Here is an 18,092-nt window from a genome sequence, read left to right on the forward strand (position 1 = left end):
AGAACGGGCGCGATGATCTGAGCATAGTCACCCGTTTTCGCCCCTCAGCGCCATGCGGCGACCAGCAGCAAATCGGTAAGCCGCATCGAAGCGCAATTTCCTGCAAGACCGCTCGACGGGTCGGTCGTAGTGTCGACGCAACGATCCCAAGGAGAACACCACCGTGACCCAACGCCAACCGATCAACCTGCAGGCCAAGCTCGACCGCATCAGTGAAACCTGGCAACCACGGGTGATCGCCGAGATGAACGACTACCAGTTCAAGGTGGTGAAGCTGCAGGGCGACTTCGTCTGGCACAGCCACGCCGACACCGACGAGACCTTCATCGTGCTGGATGGCGAGCTGCGCATCGACTTCCGCGACGGCCCGCTGACCCTGCGCGCCGGCGAACTGTACGTGGTGCCCCGCGGCGTGGAGCACAAGCCCTACGCCGAGCACGAGGTGCAGGTGATGCTGATCGAACCGCGCGGGGTGCTGAACACCGGCGACCAGGGCGGCGAACGCACGGCGGAGAATGATCGCTGGGTGTGACCGTCGATCGACGGCATCGTGCGCCGCCGATCAGCGGCATCTCGCCTTCGGGCGACGGCTGCTATGCCTGACGGGAGGAAACCGCTCCCAGCCGGCGGCTGTAACGCCTGGGAAACAACAGGCGTGACTCTGGCGGCGGTACCGATTCGGGTCCGCGACACTTGACTGCCCGGACCCGGGCCAGAGGTGCGACATGCTCTATCTGGTGAGTTGGACCATTCCCATGGAAAACCGTGATGCCGCCATCGAGCGCTTCCTCAAGAACGGCGCACTGCCGCATGCTGCGGTAAAGCTGCTAGGCCGCTGGCATGCCGTCGGGCACATGCTCGGCTTCGGGTTGGCCGAAGCCGAGAGCCCTATCGAAATACAACGCTGGATGATGCAGTGGAACGATCTGCTGGACATGCAGGTTCATCCTGCCCTCACCGACCAGGATCTGGCACCGCTGATGATGGAGCTGATGCAGCAGAAACAGGCTGCGCTCAATCGCTGAGTGCGCTCGCGCCAACCTTCGCCCCGAAGCGCTTGCGATAATCGCTCGGCGCCATCCCGGTGATCTTGCGGAAGGTGCTGCGGAACGAGCCCGGATCGAGGTAGCCGACCGTATAGGCGATGTGGTCCACCGTGCCGTTGGTGAATTCCAGCAGCTCGCGCGCCTTGCCTACCCGCAGGTGCTGGCAGTACTCGGTGGGCTTGAGCCCGGTGGCGGCGCGGAAGCGGCGCAGGAAGGTGCGCTCTTCCAGTCCAGCCTGGGCGGCCATGGCAGCGAGGCTGACGTCCACCGCGCCGTTGCCCTGCAGCCAATGCTGCACCTTGAGGATGGCGGCGTCGCCATGCCCCAGCAGCGGGGCGAAATTGCTGCCGCATTGCTGGGCGCTGTCGCTGTGTTCGACCACCAGGAAACGTGCGGTGCGGTTGGCGATGCTCGGGCCGAGCAGGCGGTCGACGATGCGCAGGCCCAGCTCGGACCAGGCCATCAGCCCCGCGGAGGTGATCAGGTCGCCGTCGTCCACCATCGGCTTGTGCGCTTCCAGGCGCACGCGCGGGAAGCGTTCGGCGAAGGCCTCGGCACCACTCCAGTGGGCTGTGGCGCTGCGGCCGTCAAGCAGCCCCGCCTCCGCCACCAGCAGGCCGCCGATGCACACCGAGCCTACGATGGCGCCCTCGCCGTGGCGCGCGGCGAGCCAGTCGGTGAGATTGCGCAGCGGCGCGGCGTCGGGCAGCCCGAACAACGAGGGCGGCACCAGCACGGCGACCAAGCGACTGTCGGCGCCTGGATGCGTGTCGAACACACGCCGCGGCTCACCGCCGTCCTCACCGGACCAATGGCTGACGCGCAGTGCCGGCAGCTGCTGCGCGGCTTCTTCGCCGGCGATGCGCTCGGCCACCGCGAACAGGTCGGTCAGCCCATGCAGCGCCGCCGTCTGTACACCGGGATAGAGCAGCAACCCGATCTCGACGACGCTCCGTTCCACAGCCATTGTCAGTTTTCCCCCGGTTATTGTCGTTCCGGCTGATCACCGCGCGGCGCGCGGCGAACCATACTGGTCGCACTTCCTCACCACTCAATAAGGAATTCGGAAATGGCCAAGCAAGCGCTCATCCTAGTGGATATCCAGAACGACTACTTCCCTTCCGGCAAGTGGCCGCTGGTCGGCATCGAAGCCGCCGCCGACCATGCAGCCAAGGTACTGGCCGCCTTCCGCGAGCGCGGTGACCTGGTGGTCCACGTGCGCCACGAATTCGAAAGCGCCGACGCCCCGTTCTTCGCTCCCGGCAGCGACGGCGCGAAGATCCACGGCAAGGTCGCCAATCTGCCCGGCGAGCCGGTGGTGCTCAAGCACTTCGTCAACTCGTTCCGCGACACCGACCTGAAGGCCATCCTCGACCAGCACGGCGTGGAATCGCTGGTGGTGGTCGGCCACATGAGCCACATGTGCGTGGATGGCGCAGTGCGCGCCGCCGCCGACTTCGGCTACCCGGTGACCGTGCTGCACGACGCCTGCGCCACCCTGGACCTGGAGTTCAATGGCGTGAAGGTTCCGGCAGCCCAGGTACATGCGGCGTATATGGCCTCCCTGGCATTTGCCTACGCCGAAGTGGTCTCCACCGCCGAATACCTGAATCGCTAATCAACCCGTTCGGCAAAAGCGGCCTCCCCGAAGGCCGCTTTTCGTTCAGAAGCGCTCCGTAACACTGCCGACGAACCGGTGCAGCAGGACGTGAGAAGCTGCGAAACACTCCGCCGGCTTTCCGCTATCATCGGGCCACATTCGCCTGCCGATAAGGACATCCCATGAGCGTTTCTTCGATCATCACCCTCGCCATCATCGCTGGCGTCATCTTCCTGCTGATCAGCGTGTTCAACCGCCTGGTGGCGCTGCGCAACCGCTACCAGAACGCCTTCGCGCAGATCGAGGTGCAACTCAAGCGCCGCTATGACCTGATCCCCAACCTGGTGGAAACCGCCAAGGCCTACCTCAAGCACGAGCGCGAGACGCTGGAAGCGGTGATCGCCGCGCGCAACGCTGCGGTGGCAGGTTTGAAGGCCGCTTCCGAGCAACCCGGCGACGCCGGCCGCATGGCGCAACTGGCCGCCGCCGAGAACGCTCTGGGCGGCGCCATGGGCCGCCTGAACGTGACCCTGGAAGCCTACCCGGACCTCAAGGCCTCGCAGAACTTGCAGCAGGTCAGCGAGGAGTTGTCGAGCACCGAGAACAAGGTCGCCTTCGCCCGCCAGGCCTACAACGACTCGGTGATGGAGTACAACACCTACCGCCAGTCGTTCCCCGCCAACTTCCTGGCCACCACCTACGGCCACAGCAAGGACGCCAGCCTGCTGGAGTTCGAGGACAGCAAGGTCATCCAGGCCGCGCCGAAAGTCGCCTTCTAAAATCCTGGCGCAGGAAGCGCGATGAACTTCTTCGAACACCAGGACCGCGCCCGCAAGCAGACCGGGCGCCTGGTCCTGCTGCTGACTGTCGCAGTGGTCTGCCTGGTCACCATCACCAGCGTCGCTCTGGGTTGGCTCTGGCGACATCTGGGCGAACCGGCGCTGCACCTCACCTCCCGCGCCTCCCTGCCCGACCCGGAGCTGTACCTGTCGGTGGCCGCCGTAATCATCGGCGTGGTCGTCCTCGGCGCGTTGTACAAGCAGGTGCAGTTGAGCGCAGGCGGCAAGGTGGTGGCCGAGAGTCTCGGCGGTCGCCTGCTCAACCTCAGCGCCGGCAACGCCGATGAACGCCGTCTGCTCAACGTCGTCGAGGAAATGGCCCTGGCCTCCGGCTCGCCAGTGCCGCCGGTGTACGTGCTGGAAGATGGCTCGATCAACGCCTTCGCCGCCGGGCTGACGCCACGCGACGCGGTGATCGGCATCACCCGTGGCGCCATCGAGCAGCTCGACCGCAACGAGCTGCAGGGCGTGATCGCCCACGAATTCAGCCATATCCACCACGGCGACATGCTGCTCAACACGCGGCTGACCGCCCTGCTCCACGGCATGCTCCTGCTCGGCCTGATCGGCGGGATGCTGCTGCGCGGCTGGAGCGAAACCAGCACCGGCGTCCGCACCAGCAGCCGGAGCAGCAGCAATAACAAGGACGGTGGCGGCAGCGTGGTGCTGCTGGTGATCGGCGCGGGCGTGGTGCTCTATGTGCTGGGCTATGTCGGCACCTTCTTCGGCCAACTGATCAAGGCATCGGTGAGTCGCCAGCGCGAGTACCTGGCCGATGCCTCGGCGGTGCAGTTCACCCGCGATCCCTCGACCATCGCCGGCGCGCTCAAGAAAATCGGCGGCAACCCGCTGGGCGCCCTGCTCAGCGCACCACGCGCGGCCGAGTTCAGCCACCTGTATTTCGGCGATGGCGTGGGCAGCAGCTGGTTCGACACCCACCCGCCGCTCAAGGACCGCATCCGCCGGGTCGATCCGGGCTGGGATGGTCGCTACCCCAAGTTCGAGCCGCGCCTGGACGTGGCGCTGATGAACAAGGACGCCTGGACCGCTGCCGTGACCGGCCAGCCCTACCAGCCCAGCGCCGTGGAAGTGGCCGTCGCCGCTGTCGGTGCTCCCACTGTTGCGCACCTGCAGGAAGCCCGCAGCACCCTGCAGCGCCTGGACGAGCGCCTGCAGCGCGCCGCCCACGACAGTGAAGGTGCGCAAGCGCTGGTCTACGGCCTGCTGCTGGACAGCGAACCCGGCCAGCGGGCGCGTCAGCTGGAGGCGATCAAGCAGCGCCTGAACCTGAGCCTGGCACTGCAACTGGACCTGCTGGAGGAATCGCTGCTCCGGCTCGACCCCGGCCAGCGTCTGCCGTTGCTGGACCTGGCCATGCCGGCGCTCAAGCAGCTGGACGCCAAGGCCTTCCTTGCCCTGCGCGAGAACATGGCGCTGCTGATCAAGCTGGACGGCAAGGTGAAGCTGCTGGAGTGGACCCTGCTGCGCATCGTCGAACGCAACCTGCGGCCCGGCAGCGGGAAGATCGGCAATGTGGCGTTGGCGGAGCTGTCCGAAGCCTGCGCGACGCTGCTGGCCTTCCTCGCCCGAGTCGGGGAGACCAGCGATCTGCAGACCGAGCAGGCGTTCGCCGATGCCTGGAGCGGCCTGCCCTTCGCGCCGCGGCCGCTCCCCGCTGCTGCCAGTCTGCGCGACCTTGAGACCGCACTAAAGCAACTGGAGCAACTGCGCCCACTGCAGAAGCCGCACCTGCTCAAGGCGCTGGCATGCTGCATCGAGCACGACGGCCACATCACTGCCGGCGAGGCGGAGCTGATGCGCGCGGTGGCGGATATCCTGGACTGCCCAATGCCGCCCTTGCTGGCGGGATGAAACGTCCCCAACCCCGCAGCGAATCTTCTCTGCCGCCCTCCGCAGTGAACGCATTCGTAGGATGGGTGGAGCTTGCGATACCCATGCTGCTTCGGTGCACAGGAAGCGATGGGTATCGCTTCGCTCCAGGCCATCCTACGTTGATGCTTCGCCCATATATTCGACGTGGATGGAGACCCCGATCGCGCTCGCGGGTGCTTCTGCAGGTCGGCCCCGTCAAATACGTAGTCACCCGCATATCCCCAGCGGGCCCATCGCCCTAGGATGACTGGCATCACTGATGCCGGACTGCCCCCATGCCCCACATCGCCATCGACTACACCGCCAACCTCACCGACGACCTACGCCCACTGGAACTGCCCCGCAAGCTCCACGAAGCGGCAATAAGTCTGGGGGTATTTCCCCTGAACGGCCTGCGCACCTTCGCCCGCGCCATCGACCAGCATCACGTCGGCGCCGACACCCGGAACGAAGCCTTCATCAATATCCACATCCGCATCGCCCCCGGCCGCCCGCAGGAGCTGCGCCAGCGCATCGTCGATACCCTGTTCGCCACCGCCGAGCAGACCCTGGCCGCGCTCATTGAAAAACGCCCCGTGGGCCTGCAACTGGAAGTCACCGAACTCGACCGCAGCCTCACGCGCATGGCCGGCAGCCTGCCCACGGCGTAATCACCAGGCAAAAGAAAAGGGCCTCCGAAGAGGCCCTTTTTCATTCGCTCAACCGAGCATCAGGCACGGCTGGCAACGCTGTTCTGCTCCTTGGGAGCCAGATTCAGCGCGTAGTACAGCACCGTCAGCAGCACCAGGAACGCCGGGCCGATGTACAGCGCGATGCGGGTGTCCTCGAAGAAGGCCATCAGCACCACCACCAGCACCAGGAAGGCCATGGCGAGGTAGGAGCTGAGCGGGTACAGCCACATCCTGAACTGCAGCTTGCCGGCTTCGGCGGCGGAGAGGCCGCGGCGGAATTTCAGCTGCGCCAGCAGGATCATCGCCCAGGTCCAGATCGCACCGAAGGTGGCGATGGAGGTCACCCAGGTGAACACCTTCTCGGGTACCAGATAGTTCAGCAGCACGCCCAGCAGCAGCGCGAAGATCGACAGCAGCAGCGCATTGCGCGGCACGCCGCCCTTCGAGGTCTTGGCGAACACGGCCGGCGCCTGGCCATGCTGGGCGAGGCTGTAGAGCATGCGGCCGGTGCTGAAGATGCCACCGTTGCAGGACGACAGCGCGGCGGTGATCACCACGAAGTTGATGATGCCGGCGGCGGTCTTGATGCCCATGCGCTCAAAGGTCATCACGAAGGGGCTGCCCTGGGTGCCGATCTCGTTCCACGGGTAGATGGACATGATCACGAACAGCGCGCCCACATAGAACAGCAGGATGCGCCAGAACACCGAGTTGATCGCACCGGGGATGGTCTTCTGCGGGTTCTTCGCTTCACCGGCGGTGAGACCGATCATCTCCACGCCCAGGTAAGCGAACATCACCATCTGCAGCGACATCAGCACGCCGGTGATGCCATGGGGCATGAAGCCGCCGTTGCTCCACAGGTTGGAGATGCCGGTGGCGATGCCGCCGTTGCCCAGGCCGAAGAAGATCATGCCGGCGCCGGCCAGGATCATGGCGACGATGGTGACGATCTTGATCAGCGCGAACCAGAACTCGAACTCACCGAAGGCGCGCACGGCGATGAGGTTGATGGTGCCCATGCTCGCCAGCGCGGCCAGCGCCCAGATCCAGCGCGGCACGTCGGGGAACCAGATGCCCATGTAGATGGCCACCGCGGTGATCTCTGCAACGCAGGTCACCAGCCAGAGGAACCAGTAGTTCCAGCCGGTCAGGTAGCCGGCCAGCGGGCCGAGGTAGTCCTGCGCGTAGCGGGCGAAGGAGCCGGCCACGGGATTGTGCACGGCCATCTCGCCGAGGGCGCGCATGATCACGAGGATGGCGAGACCGCCGATGATGTAGGAGAGCATGATGGCCGGGCCGGCCATCTGGATGGCCTTGGCGGAGCCGAGGAACAGGCCGACGCCGATGCAGGCGCCGAGGGCCATGAGACGGATGTGCCGCTCGTTGAGATCCCTTTGGAGATCGTGGGACGACATGGTGATGCAACCTCATTTTGTTCTTGGGATTAATCAGCTGCGGACTCTGAGTGCAGTCAGGGTGCGGAACCACCGGAAAGGCTTCGCCACCGCGCCGGGCGGCACGGAGAGAGAAGTGTCTGGCAGTTCCAGGACGGCACACCGGAAGAGGCTGCCCGCTCTTGTGAAGCGGACGTGGGCATTGCGGGAGGACCACGGCTGAGGTCGCGGGCGAGTGTTACACAAGTGTGTAGGAAACGTCTGCACCATCAAGGTGCAATGTGACCAAAGGAATAGCGGCGTATTGCCACATCCACATGCCCGGCCAGGGCCGTTTTAGAGCGATTCAGCCCGCCAGCGGCTGCAATTCCAGCAACAACGAGCAGGGCTGGCCGGTGCCCGGATGGCGCGGTTCACGCAACTGCCGCAAACGCCAGCCGCTGGCGGCCAGCAGCGCCAGCCAGGACTCCAGGGTGCGGAAGAACCAGGGCATCGGCGAGCTGAATTCTCCCCCGAAGGCGGCGAAGGTTTCCAGCCGCCAGCCATCGGCATAAGGCTCGTCGCCGCAAGCGGCCCAGGGGTGAACGGTCTGGATCAGCAGCCGCCCGCCGGGGTTGAGCCGCTCGCGCATTGCGCCGAGCAAGGGCGCAATGTACTCGTCGAGCAGCGTGAAGTTGCACACCAGTACGTCGAACTGTCCCAGGCTGCTACCGGACTCGATCAGCGCCGAGTAGTCCATCACCTCGAAGCGTGCGCCGCCTGCCGCCTGCGCCGAATCGATCAGCGGCGCCGAAGCATCCACGCCGACGCATTCGCTGCCCCGCTCAGCCAGCGCGCGACACAACCAGCCTTCGCCGCAGCCGATATCGAGCACGCGCTGCGCCGAGCCATCGGCGATGGCGCCGAGGATCGCCGCGTCAGTCACCAGTCGACGGCTCTCGATGCGTTGCTCGCGCACCGCACGGGTCCAGGCCTCGGCGTTGGCCTGCCAGCTTTGGCGGATTCGGGCGTCGTGGTCGGTCATGGTGAGCTCCGTGCATGGGGGCAAGCGAACGCGGACTACTGCCCCCTGAGCACCTTGGGCACCGCCAACCCCTTGGGCGGCGGGGTCTGCGGGAGCGCTTCGCGGCAGCCGGCGTCGCGGAACGGCCCGCCGATCTTCTGCCAGCCACTGCCCGGCGACGTCTGCTGGCAGGTGTAGGCGCCATCGAGCTTGCTCTGCCAGCGGTAGAACGGCATGGGCGCCGCCTGGGCGCTCAAGGACGCCAGCAGCAGCGCGGCCAGAGGCAGAACATGGGGCAGGCGGCAAGGCAGAAAAGGCGAACGCATGGGCAAGGGTTCCTGTCGAAGTCAGTACATTGCACCTGCTGGCCGTCGGCAAATCAATCCGCACGGTCGTGAACGGTGCCAGCCGGTGCGCAGTTTTCTTGCCGCCGACTACGCTGGAAGTTAGGAAAGCCGCGGGGGAAGCGGCTTTCGCGGCGCCAGGATGGCGCCGGCCATCACGTGGGCGGAGTCCGCTACCTGGGCTGTCGTACAAGCAAGGGCGGGGCGTGGAGATGGGCAACTCGAAGCATTCCGGTACGCAAGTGGCAGGTCAACCGGGAAGTCTGGGGCCCGGCCTTTCCCCGCAGAAAGTGCATCACCACCGTTTCCTCATCCTCTTCCTATTTCTCCTGCCGTTGCTGGCCGCCATGGGCGCGGCGCTGCTCTATGAAGCGCGCACCTCCAAGCTACAGGCGCGCGAGCTGGCACGCTACGCCACCGGGCTGACCTGGAGCCTGGAACAGGGTGGCACCGGCGACGTGGTCTATCCCCAGGGCGGCCCCTTCGACCGGCGCCTAGGTTACCAACAACTGCCGAGCTTCCTCGGGCGCCTGCACGAGCGCAATTTCGTCACCCTGAGCCAGGCGCGCTTCTCCGACCCGCTGATGCAGTACACCAGCCACGGCATGTTCCCGCCCTACCCGGAGAAGGCCCAGGCCGGCGTCGACATCGCCGACTGCCGCGGCCTGCCGATCTACAACTTCCGCTACCCGCAGCGGCTCTACGCCAACTTCGAGAGCATCTCGCCGGCCATCGTCAACAGCCTGCTGTACATCGAGAACCGCGATCTGCTCGACCCCGACCGTCCCTACCTGAACCCGGCCATCGACTGGAGCCGCTTCACCCAGGCTTCGGTAGCGCAGGTGGGCAAGCTGGTCGGCCTGGGCAACCACGCGCCCGGCGGCAGCACCCTCGCCACGCAGATCGAGAAGTACCGCCACTCCGAGGATGGCCGCACCAACTCCATCACCGACAAGCTGCGGCAGATGGCTTCGGCCAGCGTGCGCACCTACCAGAACGGCGCGGAGAATATGGCCGCGCGGCGCAACGTCGCTCTCACCTACCTCAACTCCGTACCACTCTCGGCGCAACCGGGCTATGGCGAAGTCAGTGGCCTGCCGGACGGGCTGTGGATCTGGTACGGCGCCGACTACCAGCAGGTCAACAAGCTGCTCAACGCCCCGCCCGGCTCCGGCGCCGAACTGGCCGCCCAGGGCAAGGCGCTGCGCCAGGTAGTGTCGCTGATGATCGCCCATCGCCGGCCGTCCTGGTATCTGGCGCGCGGCCGCGACCAGCTCGCCGTGCTGACCGACAGCTACCTGCGCCTGCTGGCGCAGAACAATGTGATCGCCCCCGAGCTGCGCGACGCCGCGCTCAAGCAGAAACTGACGTTCCGCGACCCTCGCAGCGAACCGAGCTTCACCCCGCTGGAGAACAACAAGGGCATAGGCCTGGCGCGCACCCGCCTGGCCGGCATGCTCGACGTGCCGCTGTATGACCTCGACCGCTTCGACATGAGCTTCACCACCACCCTGCAGCATGAGTTGCAGGAGCAGGTCACCGGTTATCTGCGGCATCTGTCCGACCCGGAATTCGCCGAGCAGATCGGCCTGTTCGGCGAACACCTGCTGTCCAAGGACAAGACCAAAGACGTGCGCTACAGCTTCACCCTGTTCGAGCGCACTCCCAGCGGCAACCGCGTGCGCGTGCAGACCGACAGCACCGAGCAACCCTTCGATATCAACGAGGGCAGCAAGCTGGAGCTGGGTTCCACCGCCAAGCTGCGCGTACTGTCCACCTACCTGGAAACCATCGCCGACCTGCACCAGCTGTACTCGCCGATGAGCGTGGCGGAACTGAAGAAGGTGCCGGTGGAGCCGCTGGACTTCCTCACCCGCTGGTCCATCGACTACCTGATCGCCGCCAAGGACCGCGACCTGCCGGACATGCTCGCCGCTGCGCTGCAGCGCAAGTATTCCGCCAGCCCCTACGAGAGCTTCTTCACCGGCGGCGGCATCCACACCTTCAGCAACTTCCGCAAGGAAGACAACGGCCGCATCCCGACCCTGCAGGACGCCCTGCGCGAGTCGATCAACCTGCCCTTCGTGCGCCTGCTGCGCGACCTGGTGCGTCACGACATCTACGCCAACGAGGGCAGCAAGGTCGCCGTGCTGGCCGACGACAAGGACCCGCGTCGGCAGGACTACCTAGACCGCTTCGTCGACAAGGAAAGTCAGGTCTACCTGCTGCGCTTCTGGCAGAAGTACAAGGGCAAGGACAACGACGCGCGCCTGAGCACCTTCCTCGACGGCCTGCGCGCCTGGCCGGTGCGGCTGGCGGCGATCCACCGCTACCTGCAGCCGCAGGCGGATGTCCCGACCTTCGCCGCCTTCCTGCAGGATCGCCTGAAGCAGGGCAAGTACGCCGGCGACAAGCTCACCGACAAGCGCATCGAGGACCTCTATACCCGCTATGGCCCGGGTGCCTTCAACCTCAACGACCAGGGCTACGTGGCCCGCGTGCACCCGCTGGAACTCTGGCTGCTGGGCTACCTGCAACGCCAGCCGGCGGCGACCTTCGCCGACGCCGTGGCCGCCAGCAGCGCGGAGCGCAAGGAAGTCTATGGCTGGCTGTTCAAGTCGCGGCACAAGTATGCCCGCGACAAGCGCATCCGCATCATGCTGGAGGTGGAGGCCTTCCTCGACCTGCATGAACAGTGGAAGCGCCTGGGCTATCCGTTCGACCACCTGGTGCCGTCGCTGGCCACCGCGCTGGGCAGCTCCGGTGACCGCCCGGCGGCGCTGGCGGAACTGATGGGGATCATCCTCAACGATGGCGTGCGCCTGCCGACCCTGCGCATCGATAGCCTCCACTTCGCCGCCGCCACGCCCTATGAAATCACCCTGGGTCCGGAATCCGGCAACGGCCGCCAGGTGATGCGCTCGGAAGTGGCCCAGGCCCTGCGCACTGCGCTATCCCAGGTGGTGGATGCGGGCACTGCGCGGCGTCTGTCCGGCACCTTCAAGCTGGCTGATGGCAATGCACTGGTGATGGGCGGCAAGACCGGCACCGGCGACAACCGCATCGAGAGCGTCACTCGCAGTGGCTGGGTGAAGAGTTCCAAGGCGATGAACCGCACGGCAACCTTCGTCTTCTACATCGGCCCGCGCCACTTCGGCACACTCACCGCCTACGTGGCCGGCAGCGAGTCGGATGGCTTCAAGTTCACTTCGGCACTACCGGTGCAAGTGCTCAAGGGAATGGCGCCGCTGCTGACCAGCTACCTGGAGCCGGGGATCAGCACCGGGTGCCAGGAGCGGCTGGATAATCTACGGGTGAGTTGGCGCTAGATCTGTAGGAGCGAGTCGCTCGGTTACTTGCCCTGGACGCTCTTCACGTACAGCGCCTCGACCTGCTCCCGCGCCCAGGGCGTGCGACGCAGGAAGGTCAGGCTGGACTTGATGCTCGGGTCGTTCTTGAAGCAGCGCACGTCGATGCGCTTGGCCAGTCCGTCCCAGCCGTACTGCGCCACCAACTGGTTGAGGATGGCTTCCAGGGTCACGCCATGCAGCGGGTTCTTCGGTTTGTCGTTCATCTTCGGTGCCGTGTTGGAGAATGCGCGGCACCTTAGCATCAGGCCCGCAACCCGGCCACGCCCGCCACGATCAGGGCGACCGACGCCAGCTTGGTCAGGGTCAGCGTCTCGCCCAGCAGCACGAAGCCGAAGAACACCGTGCCCAGCGTGCCGATGGCCGTCCAGATCGGGTAGGCGATGCTCACCGGCAACTGGCGCATCGCCAGGGTGAGGAAGAAGATCCCGCCGATCACCGCGACCACCGTCACCAGGGTCGGCAGCGGTCGAGTGAAGCCCTCGGCGTACTTCATCGACACCGCGAACATCACCTCGAACACCGCCGCCACCATCAGCATCGCCCAGGCCATCACGCACGCGCCCACTCGCTCTCGGCGAGATCGGCCAGGGCCTTTTCGGCCTGTTGATAGGATGTGCGGAAAGCTTCGGGATTGCCTTCCTCACCCTCGGCGGCGATCACCTGCACATCCTCGATACCGAGGAAGCCCAGCGCCACGCGCAGCCAGGCGTCGGCGTGGTTCATCCATTCCAGCTCGCCACCCGGCCCCATGCCGGCGCCGCCGCGACTGGTGACGATCAGCGCCTTGCGCCCCTTGAGCAACGGTTCGTACTCCGCCTCGCCGTCCTTCAGGTGCAGATCGAAGGTGCGGCCGATGCGGACGATCTGGTCGACCCAGGCCTTCAGCCCGCTGGGCACGCTGAAGTTGTACATGGGGGTGGAGATCACCAGCAGGTCGTGGGCGAGCAGCTCGTCCACCAGCGTTTCGCTCAGCGCCAATTCGGCCTGCAACTCGGCCGGGCGATTGTCGGGCTCAGGATGGAAGGCGGCGGCAATGAAGCCTTCGCTGACGTGGGGCAGATCGGCACGGCCGACCTCGCGGCGGGTGAGTTGCGCCTGCGGCAGCGCCGAAAGAAAGCCCTCGGCCAGGCGACGGGAATGCGAGCGGTCGGCGCGGGGGCTGGCGTGAATGGCGAGAATCCTGTTCATCTGTCGTTCCTTGCTGAAGGTGTACACTGCGGAAGGCCTGATTGGCCTCCTGTTGCCGCCAAAGCTATTTCCAGCCGTATGGCCGGACAACTGAGGGGATTTCCTTCCAGATGAATTCAACTCATCCATGGAGCACACCATGTTCGCCAACCTGCCGCTTCCCGCCCTGCGCACCTTCGAATCCGCCGCGCGCCAGCTGAGCTTCAAGGCCGCCGCCCAGGAACTGGCGGTGACGCCCACGGCGGTCTCCCACCAGGTACGCGCGCTGGAGGAATGGCTGGGCCTGCCGCTGTTCGAGCGCCTGCCGCGCCAGGTGCGCCTGACCGAAGCCGGCGAGCGACTGTTCCGCAGCCTGCACGGCGCGCTGCTGGAGGTGTCGCAATCGGTGGACAGCCTGCGCCCGCAACGCAATGCCAGCAGCCTGACGATCTCCACCACGCCGGCCTTCGCCGCGCTGTGGCTGGTACCGCGCCTGGGCCGCTTCTACGCGCGCTACCCGCACATCCGCCTGCGCCTGGACAGCCAGTGCGAGCTGCTCGACCTGCAGCAGGACGCCAGTGTCGACCTGGCGATCCGCTACGGCTTCGGCGACTACCCGCGCATGCACAACCAGTTCCTGCTGGCCGAGCGCTTCGCGGTGTACGGCGCGCCGGCGCTGGTGGCTACCGCGGACGTGGAAGTGCCGGAGATGATCAGCGTGCGCTGGCACAACTCCGAGCTCTACGAGCGTGGCTGGAAGGCCTGGTGCCAGGTGGCCGGCGAGGAATGCCTGCTGGCCCAGGCGGTACAGCGCGAATACGACGAGGAGTTCTATGCCCTGCAGGCGGCAATCGCAGGCCAGGGACTGGTGCTGGCCAGTTCGTTGCTGGTGTCCGAGAGCGTGGAGAAAGGCCTGCTGGCGCCCTACCGCCCCGACATCAACGTGCCCGGCGCCCGCTATACCGCGCTCTGCGTGCCGGGCCGCGAGCGCCACCCGCCGGTGCGGGCGTTCCTCGACTGGCTGGCCGAGGAAGCCGCGCAAGCCGCCGACCCGCTGATCGACAACGCCGCCTGAGCCTGCCGCTGCGCCCGCGCCGGAAGGCATTCGCCGTGCGCGACGGGCAACCCGTGGGTAGAATCACGCCTGCCGCAACAACAATTCTTCTTTGCCCGCGACACGCCCCGCGCGTGATCCCCAGGCACGGCCTGAGCCCAACTTCACCTCAGGATTCCCATGACCACCGCGCAAGAAACCCGCTCCGGCAGTTGGCTGAACGTCATCGCCCTGGCCATCGCCGCCTTCATCTTCAACACCACCGAGTTCGTCCCGGTGGGCCTGCTCAGCGACATCGGCGCGAGCTTCGACATGCGTCCGGAACAGACCGGCCTGATGCTCACGCTCTACGCCTGGGTGGTGTCGCTGGCCTCGCTACCGCTGATGCAGCTGACCCGCAACATGGAGCGCCGGCGCCTGCTGGTAGTGATCTTCTGCCTGTTCATCGTCAGTCACGTGCTCTCCGGCTTCGCCTGGAATTTCACGGTGCTGATGATCAGCCGCTTCGGCATCGCCTTCGCCCATGCGGTGTTCTGGTCGATCACCGCGTCGCTCGCGGTGCGCGTAGCGCCGCCGGGCCAACAGGCGAAAGCCCTCGGCCTGCTGGCAACCGGGACCATCCTGGCGATGGTGCTGGGCATCCCGCTGGGCCGCGTGCTGGGCGAAGCGATGGGCTGGCGCACCACCTTCCTGGCGATTGCCGGCGTCTCGGTGGTCGTGGTGCTCTGGCTGGGCCGTGCGCTGCCGCTGCTGCCGAGCCAGAACTCCGGCTCGCTGCGCAGCCTGCCGCTGCTGTTGCGCCGCCCGGCGCTGGTGTCGATGTACGTGCTCACCGTGCTGGTGATCACCGCGCAGTTCACCGCCTACAGCTACATCGAGCCGTTCGCGCGGGAAGTCGCCGCGCTGGACAGCCACAAGACCACCCTGCTCCTGCTGCTGTTCGGCGGCGCCGGGATGTTCGGCTCGATCCTCTTCAGCCGCTACAGCGAACGCTTCCCGCGAGCCTTCCCGTGCATGGCCATCGCCGTGCTCGGCGGCTCGCTCCTGCTGCTGATGCCGCTGGCCCATTCGCCCACGGCGCTGCTGGGCCTCAGCCTGTTCTGGGGGGCGGCGATCCTCTGCTTCGGCCTGGCGTTGCAGGCGAAGGTGCTGCAGCTCGCCCATGACGCCACTGACGTGGCCATGGCGATGTTCTCCGGCCTGTACAACGTCGGCATCGGCGGCGGCGCGTTGCTGGGCAGCCGCGTGGCGGTGGGTATGGGGCTGGAATGGATCGGCTACGTCGGTGGCGCGCTGGCGGTGGTCGGCCTGCTGCTGTGCCTGTTCGCCTGCTGGCGCTACGCGGTGGCGATGAACGGCGGGCACGCCTCGCACTGAAACATCGGTGTTCCCTGTAGGTGCGGGCCATGCCCGCGACCACGCGCATGGCGCGCTCCTACAGGGAGACCCGTAGCTCACCCCGATAAGAGAGCCACAAAAAAGGCCGCGCCCCTCACGGAGCGCGGCCTTTTTCATTCAGCGAAGTCTCAGCGGCTGGTCACGGCAGTGCCGGTCGACTGAGTGGCTTCGGCGTATTCCGCCTCGGCTTCCTCGAAGCGCTGGATCATCGCCTTGGACGGCGCGGAGCCGAGCAGGCTGAAGACCACGATGGAAACGCTGGAGAGGATGAAGCCCGGAATGATCTCGTACAGGCCAAGCCAGCCGAACTGCTTCCAGACGATCACGGTGACCGCGCCGACGATGATGCCGGCCAGCGCGCCATTGCGGGTCATGCCCTTCCACAGTACGGAGAACAGCACCAGCGGACCGAAAGCGGCGCCGAAGCCGGCCCAGGCGTAGGACACCAGGCCCAGGACGCGGTTGTCCGGGTTGGCGGCCAGGGCGATGGACACCAGCGCCACCAGCAGCACCATGGCACGACCGACCCACACCAGCTCCAGCTGGCTGGCGTTCTTGCGCAGGAAGGCCTTGTAGAAATCTTCGGTCAGCGCCGAGGAGCACACCAGCAGCTGGCAGCTCAGTGTGCTCATCACCGCGGCGAGGATGGCGGACAGCAGGATGCCGGCGATCCACGGGTTGAAGAGGATCTTCGCCAGCTCGATGAACACGCGCTCGTGGTTCTCGCCCACGGCACCGGCCTGCTCCGGGTGCGCCTGGAAGTAGGCGATGCCGAAGAAGCCCACGGCGACCGCGCCGCCCAGGCAGAGGATCATCCAGGTCATGGAGATGCGGCGGGCAGCCGGAATCGACTTCACCGAATCAGCGGCCATGAAGCGCGCCAGGATGTGCGGCTGGCCGAAGTAGCCCAGCCCCCAGGCCATCAGCGACAGCACGCCGACGAAGGAAGCGCCCTTGAACATGTCGAAGTTGGCCGCGTCCTTCAGCTCGATGGCCGCGAAGGTCGGCTCCACGCCGCCGGTGGCGAACAGCACGATCACCGGGGTGAGGATCAGCGCGAAGATCATCAGCGAAGCCTGCACGGTGTCGGTCCAGCTCACCGCCAGGAAGCCACCGACGAAGGTGTAGGCGATGGTCGCGGCGGCACCGGCCCACAGGGCGGTCTCGTAGGACATGCCGAAGGTGCTTTCGAACAGGCGGGCGCCGGCGACGATGCCGGAGGCGCAGTAGATGGTGAAGAACACCAGGATCACCAGCGCGGAGATCACGCGCAGGATGCGGCTGTTGTCCTCGAAGCGGGTGCTGAAGTAGTCCGGCAGGGTCAGTGCGTTGCCGTTGTGCTCGGTGTGCACGCGCAGGCGGCCGGCGACGAACAGCCAGTTCAGGTAGGCGCCGCAGATCAGGCCGATGGCGATCCAGCTTTCCGAGATGCCCGACAGGTAGATGGCGCCCGGCAGCCCCATCAGCAGCCAGCCGCTCATGTCCGAGGCACCGGCCGACAGCGCGGTGACGAAGCTGCCGAGGCTGCGGCCACCGAGGATGTAGTCGGAGAAGTTGTTGGTCGAACGATAGGCAGCCAGGCCGATCAGAACCATGGCCGCGATGTAGATCACGAAGGTGATCAGTGTTGGCGTGTTGACGCTCATGGGGACTCCCCTACAGCTTGTTTTTATCCGGGCTCGCGGGGTATCGCGGGCCCTTGTCTGGCAGCCGGCGTGGTTGACGCCGACCGGTTAGCGCTTGCTCACAAGCAGACCGGGTTGCGCGTGGGGCCAAACCGGCACCGAACCGCTACGCCTCCCGACGCAGGCACGCCCTCGTCCTTGCTGGCGTCTTCCTGCAGCCACCGTCTCACCACGGCGACTTCCGCCCCGCCTTCGCCGGTAAGCGAGGTGCGGGCCGTTTCCCGGGCTGGGCCCGGTGATCCATCAGGCGCCGGAGTCGGCGCCAGCACTCCGGAAATGCGGAGCACGCCGTCCCATGGACAGGCGGCACGGCAGGCCGGAGCGATTCGAAACTGGGTTCACGCGCGCATGGAGGTGCGGCAGGGGGTGGCCGGCGCACGAGGGCGCGGATTGTACAGAAAGCACCGGAGCGAATGGCGCCGCTGGTCCGAGGGCGGACGGCGCAGGACCACGGGCTGGCGCTGCGGGCCGGGCCGTGGCGGGCTGTGCAATGACAGCGATCGCGCAGCCAGGTGCGGGCGCGCTACAAGCAAATGCAGAACCGGTGATGGGCATGCTGCCCCTCCCGCGTATCGAGCTGGCTGTTGTTCTTGGTATGACCGGGTTGCACCTGCAACACGGTGG

General features: G+C 66.2%; 17 protein-coding genes. 9 read left to right on the forward strand and 8 right to left on the reverse strand.

All coding sequences use genetic code 11. From position 1 onward, the window contains the following. Positions 1 to 163: 163 nt before the first annotated feature. The gene (locus ACIPK7_RS02745) at positions 164 to 532 is read left to right on the forward strand and encodes a cupin domain-containing protein (protein WP_192430700.1); all 369 of its coding nucleotides are present in this window, start codon (positions 164 to 166) and stop codon (positions 530 to 532) included. 193 nt (positions 533 to 725) lie between these two features. Further along, entirely contained in the window at positions 726 to 1,025 is a 300-nt protein-coding gene (locus ACIPK7_RS02750) for a DUF3303 domain-containing protein (protein WP_192430701.1), read from the forward strand. On the opposite strand, the gene ACIPK7_RS02755 is transcribed toward ACIPK7_RS02750, so the two are convergent. Further along, on the reverse strand, positions 1,015 to 2,013 hold the full coding sequence (locus ACIPK7_RS02755) for a GlxA family transcriptional regulator (RefSeq protein WP_192430702.1): 999 nt from the start codon (positions 2,011 to 2,013) through the stop codon (positions 1,015 to 1,017). The two genes, ACIPK7_RS02750 and ACIPK7_RS02755, sit on opposite strands and share 11 nt — an antisense overlap. Before the next feature lie 102 nt (positions 2,014 to 2,115). Here ACIPK7_RS02755 and ACIPK7_RS02760 point away from each other — a divergent pair, with 102 nt between their 5' ends. The 4 genes from ACIPK7_RS02760 to ACIPK7_RS02775 all read left to right on the forward strand — a co-directional run bounded on the left by ACIPK7_RS02760 (position 2,116) and on the right by ACIPK7_RS02775 (position 6,028). Next, positions 2,116 to 2,664: a cysteine hydrolase family protein gene (locus ACIPK7_RS02760; RefSeq protein ID WP_192430703.1), complete on the forward strand. Its 549-nt coding sequence runs from the start codon at positions 2,116 to 2,118 to the stop codon at positions 2,662 to 2,664. A 164-nt stretch (positions 2,665 to 2,828) separates the two neighbouring features. Further along, positions 2,829 to 3,425, forward strand: coding sequence for a LemA family protein (locus ACIPK7_RS02765; RefSeq protein ID WP_192430704.1), 597 nt, complete (start codon positions 2,829 to 2,831; stop codon positions 3,423 to 3,425). Positions 3,426 to 3,446: 21 nt separating this feature from the next. After that, a complete protein-coding gene (locus tag ACIPK7_RS02770; RefSeq protein WP_401085068.1) occupies positions 3,447 to 5,357 on the forward strand; it encodes a M48 family metallopeptidase in 1,911 nt (636 codons plus the stop codon). Between the two features lie 296 nt (positions 5,358 to 5,653). Then, the gene (locus ACIPK7_RS02775) at positions 5,654 to 6,028 is read left to right on the forward strand and encodes a 5-carboxymethyl-2-hydroxymuconate Delta-isomerase (protein ID WP_401085071.1); all 375 of its coding nucleotides are present in this window, start codon (positions 5,654 to 5,656) and stop codon (positions 6,026 to 6,028) included. Between the two features lie 59 nt (positions 6,029 to 6,087). Here ACIPK7_RS02775 and ACIPK7_RS02780 read toward each other — a convergent pair whose 3' ends face one another. The 3 genes from ACIPK7_RS02780 to ACIPK7_RS02790 form a co-directional block, all read right to left on the reverse strand. Further along, positions 6,088 to 7,467 carry an amino acid permease gene (locus ACIPK7_RS02780; RefSeq protein WP_401085074.1) on the reverse strand — a complete coding sequence of 460 codons (1,380 nt, stop codon included), beginning with the start codon at positions 7,465 to 7,467 and terminating at the stop codon, positions 6,088 to 6,090. Between the two features lie 325 nt (positions 7,468 to 7,792). Continuing rightward, a complete protein-coding gene (locus ACIPK7_RS02785) occupies positions 7,793 to 8,470 on the reverse strand; it encodes a class I SAM-dependent methyltransferase (protein WP_401085077.1) in 678 nt (225 codons plus the stop codon). Between the two features lie 35 nt (positions 8,471 to 8,505). After that, positions 8,506 to 8,775 carry a hypothetical protein gene (locus ACIPK7_RS02790; protein WP_401085079.1) on the reverse strand — a complete coding sequence of 90 codons (270 nt, stop codon included), beginning with the start codon at positions 8,773 to 8,775 and terminating at the stop codon, positions 8,506 to 8,508. A gap of 230 nt (positions 8,776 to 9,005) precedes the next feature. Here ACIPK7_RS02790 and ACIPK7_RS02795 point away from each other — a divergent pair, with 230 nt between their 5' ends. Beyond that, a complete protein-coding gene (locus tag ACIPK7_RS02795) occupies positions 9,006 to 12,122 on the forward strand; it encodes a transglycosylase domain-containing protein (RefSeq protein ID WP_401085082.1) in 3,117 nt (1,038 codons plus the stop codon). 23 nt (positions 12,123 to 12,145) lie between these two features. On the opposite strand, the gene ACIPK7_RS02800 is transcribed toward ACIPK7_RS02795, so the two are convergent. Genes ACIPK7_RS02800 through ACIPK7_RS02810 form a run of 3 tightly spaced genes read right to left on the reverse strand, consistent with a single transcriptional unit; the run spans position 12,146 to position 13,352 of the window. After that, positions 12,146 to 12,367 carry a VF530 family DNA-binding protein gene (locus ACIPK7_RS02800; protein ID WP_024765559.1) on the reverse strand — a complete coding sequence of 74 codons (222 nt, stop codon included), beginning with the start codon at positions 12,365 to 12,367 and terminating at the stop codon, positions 12,146 to 12,148. Positions 12,368 to 12,405: 38 nt separating this feature from the next. Beyond that, positions 12,406 to 12,714 (reverse strand): DMT family transporter, encoded by a 309-nt coding sequence (locus tag ACIPK7_RS02805; protein WP_401085084.1) that lies wholly within the window; start codon positions 12,712 to 12,714, stop codon positions 12,406 to 12,408. Further along, a complete protein-coding gene (locus ACIPK7_RS02810) occupies positions 12,714 to 13,352 on the reverse strand; it encodes an FMN-dependent NADH-azoreductase (RefSeq protein WP_401085087.1) in 639 nt (212 codons plus the stop codon). Before ACIPK7_RS02810 ends, ACIPK7_RS02805 begins: the two co-directional genes overlap by 1 nt. Positions 13,353 to 13,491: 139 nt before the next feature. Here ACIPK7_RS02810 and ACIPK7_RS02815 point away from each other — a divergent pair, with 139 nt between their 5' ends. Both ACIPK7_RS02815 and ACIPK7_RS02820 read left to right on the forward strand, forming a co-directional pair. Then, on the forward strand, positions 13,492 to 14,406 hold the full coding sequence (locus tag ACIPK7_RS02815) for a LysR substrate-binding domain-containing protein (RefSeq protein ID WP_401085090.1): 915 nt from the start codon (positions 13,492 to 13,494) through the stop codon (positions 14,404 to 14,406). A 159-nt stretch (positions 14,407 to 14,565) separates the two neighbouring features. Next, the gene (locus tag ACIPK7_RS02820; protein ID WP_401085092.1) at positions 14,566 to 15,762 is read left to right on the forward strand and encodes a sugar transporter; all 1,197 of its coding nucleotides are present in this window, start codon (positions 14,566 to 14,568) and stop codon (positions 15,760 to 15,762) included. Positions 15,763 to 15,911: 149 nt separating this feature from the next. On the opposite strand, the gene putP is transcribed toward ACIPK7_RS02820, so the two are convergent. Continuing rightward, positions 15,912 to 17,429, reverse strand: a complete 1,518-nt coding sequence (gene putP / locus ACIPK7_RS02825) for a sodium/proline symporter PutP (RefSeq protein ID WP_192430712.1) — start codon at positions 17,427 to 17,429, stop codon at positions 15,912 to 15,914. Between the last annotated feature and the right edge of the window lie 663 nt (positions 17,430 to 18,092).

The sequence above is a fragment of the Pseudomonas sp. NPDC086581 genome, from assembly GCF_044746165.1.
GTDB lineage: Bacteria > Pseudomonadota > Gammaproteobacteria > Pseudomonadales > Pseudomonadaceae > Pseudomonas.

Excerpts from the sequence above, each read along its gene's own strand:
- ACIPK7_RS02755 (WP_192430702.1), bottom strand. The coding sequence starts at position 2,013 with ATGGCTGTGGAACGGAGCGTCGTCGAGATCGGGTTGCTGCTCTATCCC.
- ACIPK7_RS02810 (WP_401085087.1), bottom strand. The coding sequence starts at position 13,352 with ATGAACAGGATTCTCGCCATTCACGCCAGCCCCCGCGCCGACCGCTCG.
- ACIPK7_RS02795 (WP_401085082.1), top strand. The coding sequence starts at position 9,006 with ATGGGCAACTCGAAGCATTCCGGTACGCAAGTGGCAGGTCAACCGGGA.
- ACIPK7_RS02815 (WP_401085090.1), top strand. The coding sequence starts at position 13,492 with ATGTTCGCCAACCTGCCGCTTCCCGCCCTGCGCACCTTCGAATCCGCC.
- ACIPK7_RS02750 (WP_192430701.1), top strand. The coding sequence starts at position 726 with ATGCTCTATCTGGTGAGTTGGACCATTCCCATGGAAAACCGTGATGCC.
- ACIPK7_RS02760 (WP_192430703.1), top strand. The coding sequence starts at position 2,116 with ATGGCCAAGCAAGCGCTCATCCTAGTGGATATCCAGAACGACTACTTC.
- ACIPK7_RS02765 (WP_192430704.1), top strand. The coding sequence starts at position 2,829 with ATGAGCGTTTCTTCGATCATCACCCTCGCCATCATCGCTGGCGTCATC.
- ACIPK7_RS02775 (WP_401085071.1), top strand. The coding sequence starts at position 5,654 with ATGCCCCACATCGCCATCGACTACACCGCCAACCTCACCGACGACCTA.
- putP (WP_192430712.1), bottom strand. The coding sequence starts at position 17,429 with ATGAGCGTCAACACGCCAACACTGATCACCTTCGTGATCTACATCGCG.
- ACIPK7_RS02805 (WP_401085084.1), bottom strand. The coding sequence starts at position 12,714 with ATGGCCTGGGCGATGCTGATGGTGGCGGCGGTGTTCGAGGTGATGTTC.
- ACIPK7_RS02780 (WP_401085074.1), bottom strand. The coding sequence starts at position 7,467 with ATGTCGTCCCACGATCTCCAAAGGGATCTCAACGAGCGGCACATCCGT.
- ACIPK7_RS02800 (WP_024765559.1), bottom strand. The coding sequence starts at position 12,367 with ATGAACGACAAACCGAAGAACCCGCTGCATGGCGTGACCCTGGAAGCC.
- ACIPK7_RS02785 (WP_401085077.1), bottom strand. The coding sequence starts at position 8,470 with ATGACCGACCACGACGCCCGAATCCGCCAAAGCTGGCAGGCCAACGCC.
- ACIPK7_RS02790 (WP_401085079.1), bottom strand. The coding sequence starts at position 8,775 with ATGCGTTCGCCTTTTCTGCCTTGCCGCCTGCCCCATGTTCTGCCTCTG.
- ACIPK7_RS02770 (WP_401085068.1), top strand. The coding sequence starts at position 3,447 with ATGAACTTCTTCGAACACCAGGACCGCGCCCGCAAGCAGACCGGGCGC.
- ACIPK7_RS02820 (WP_401085092.1), top strand. The coding sequence starts at position 14,566 with ATGACCACCGCGCAAGAAACCCGCTCCGGCAGTTGGCTGAACGTCATC.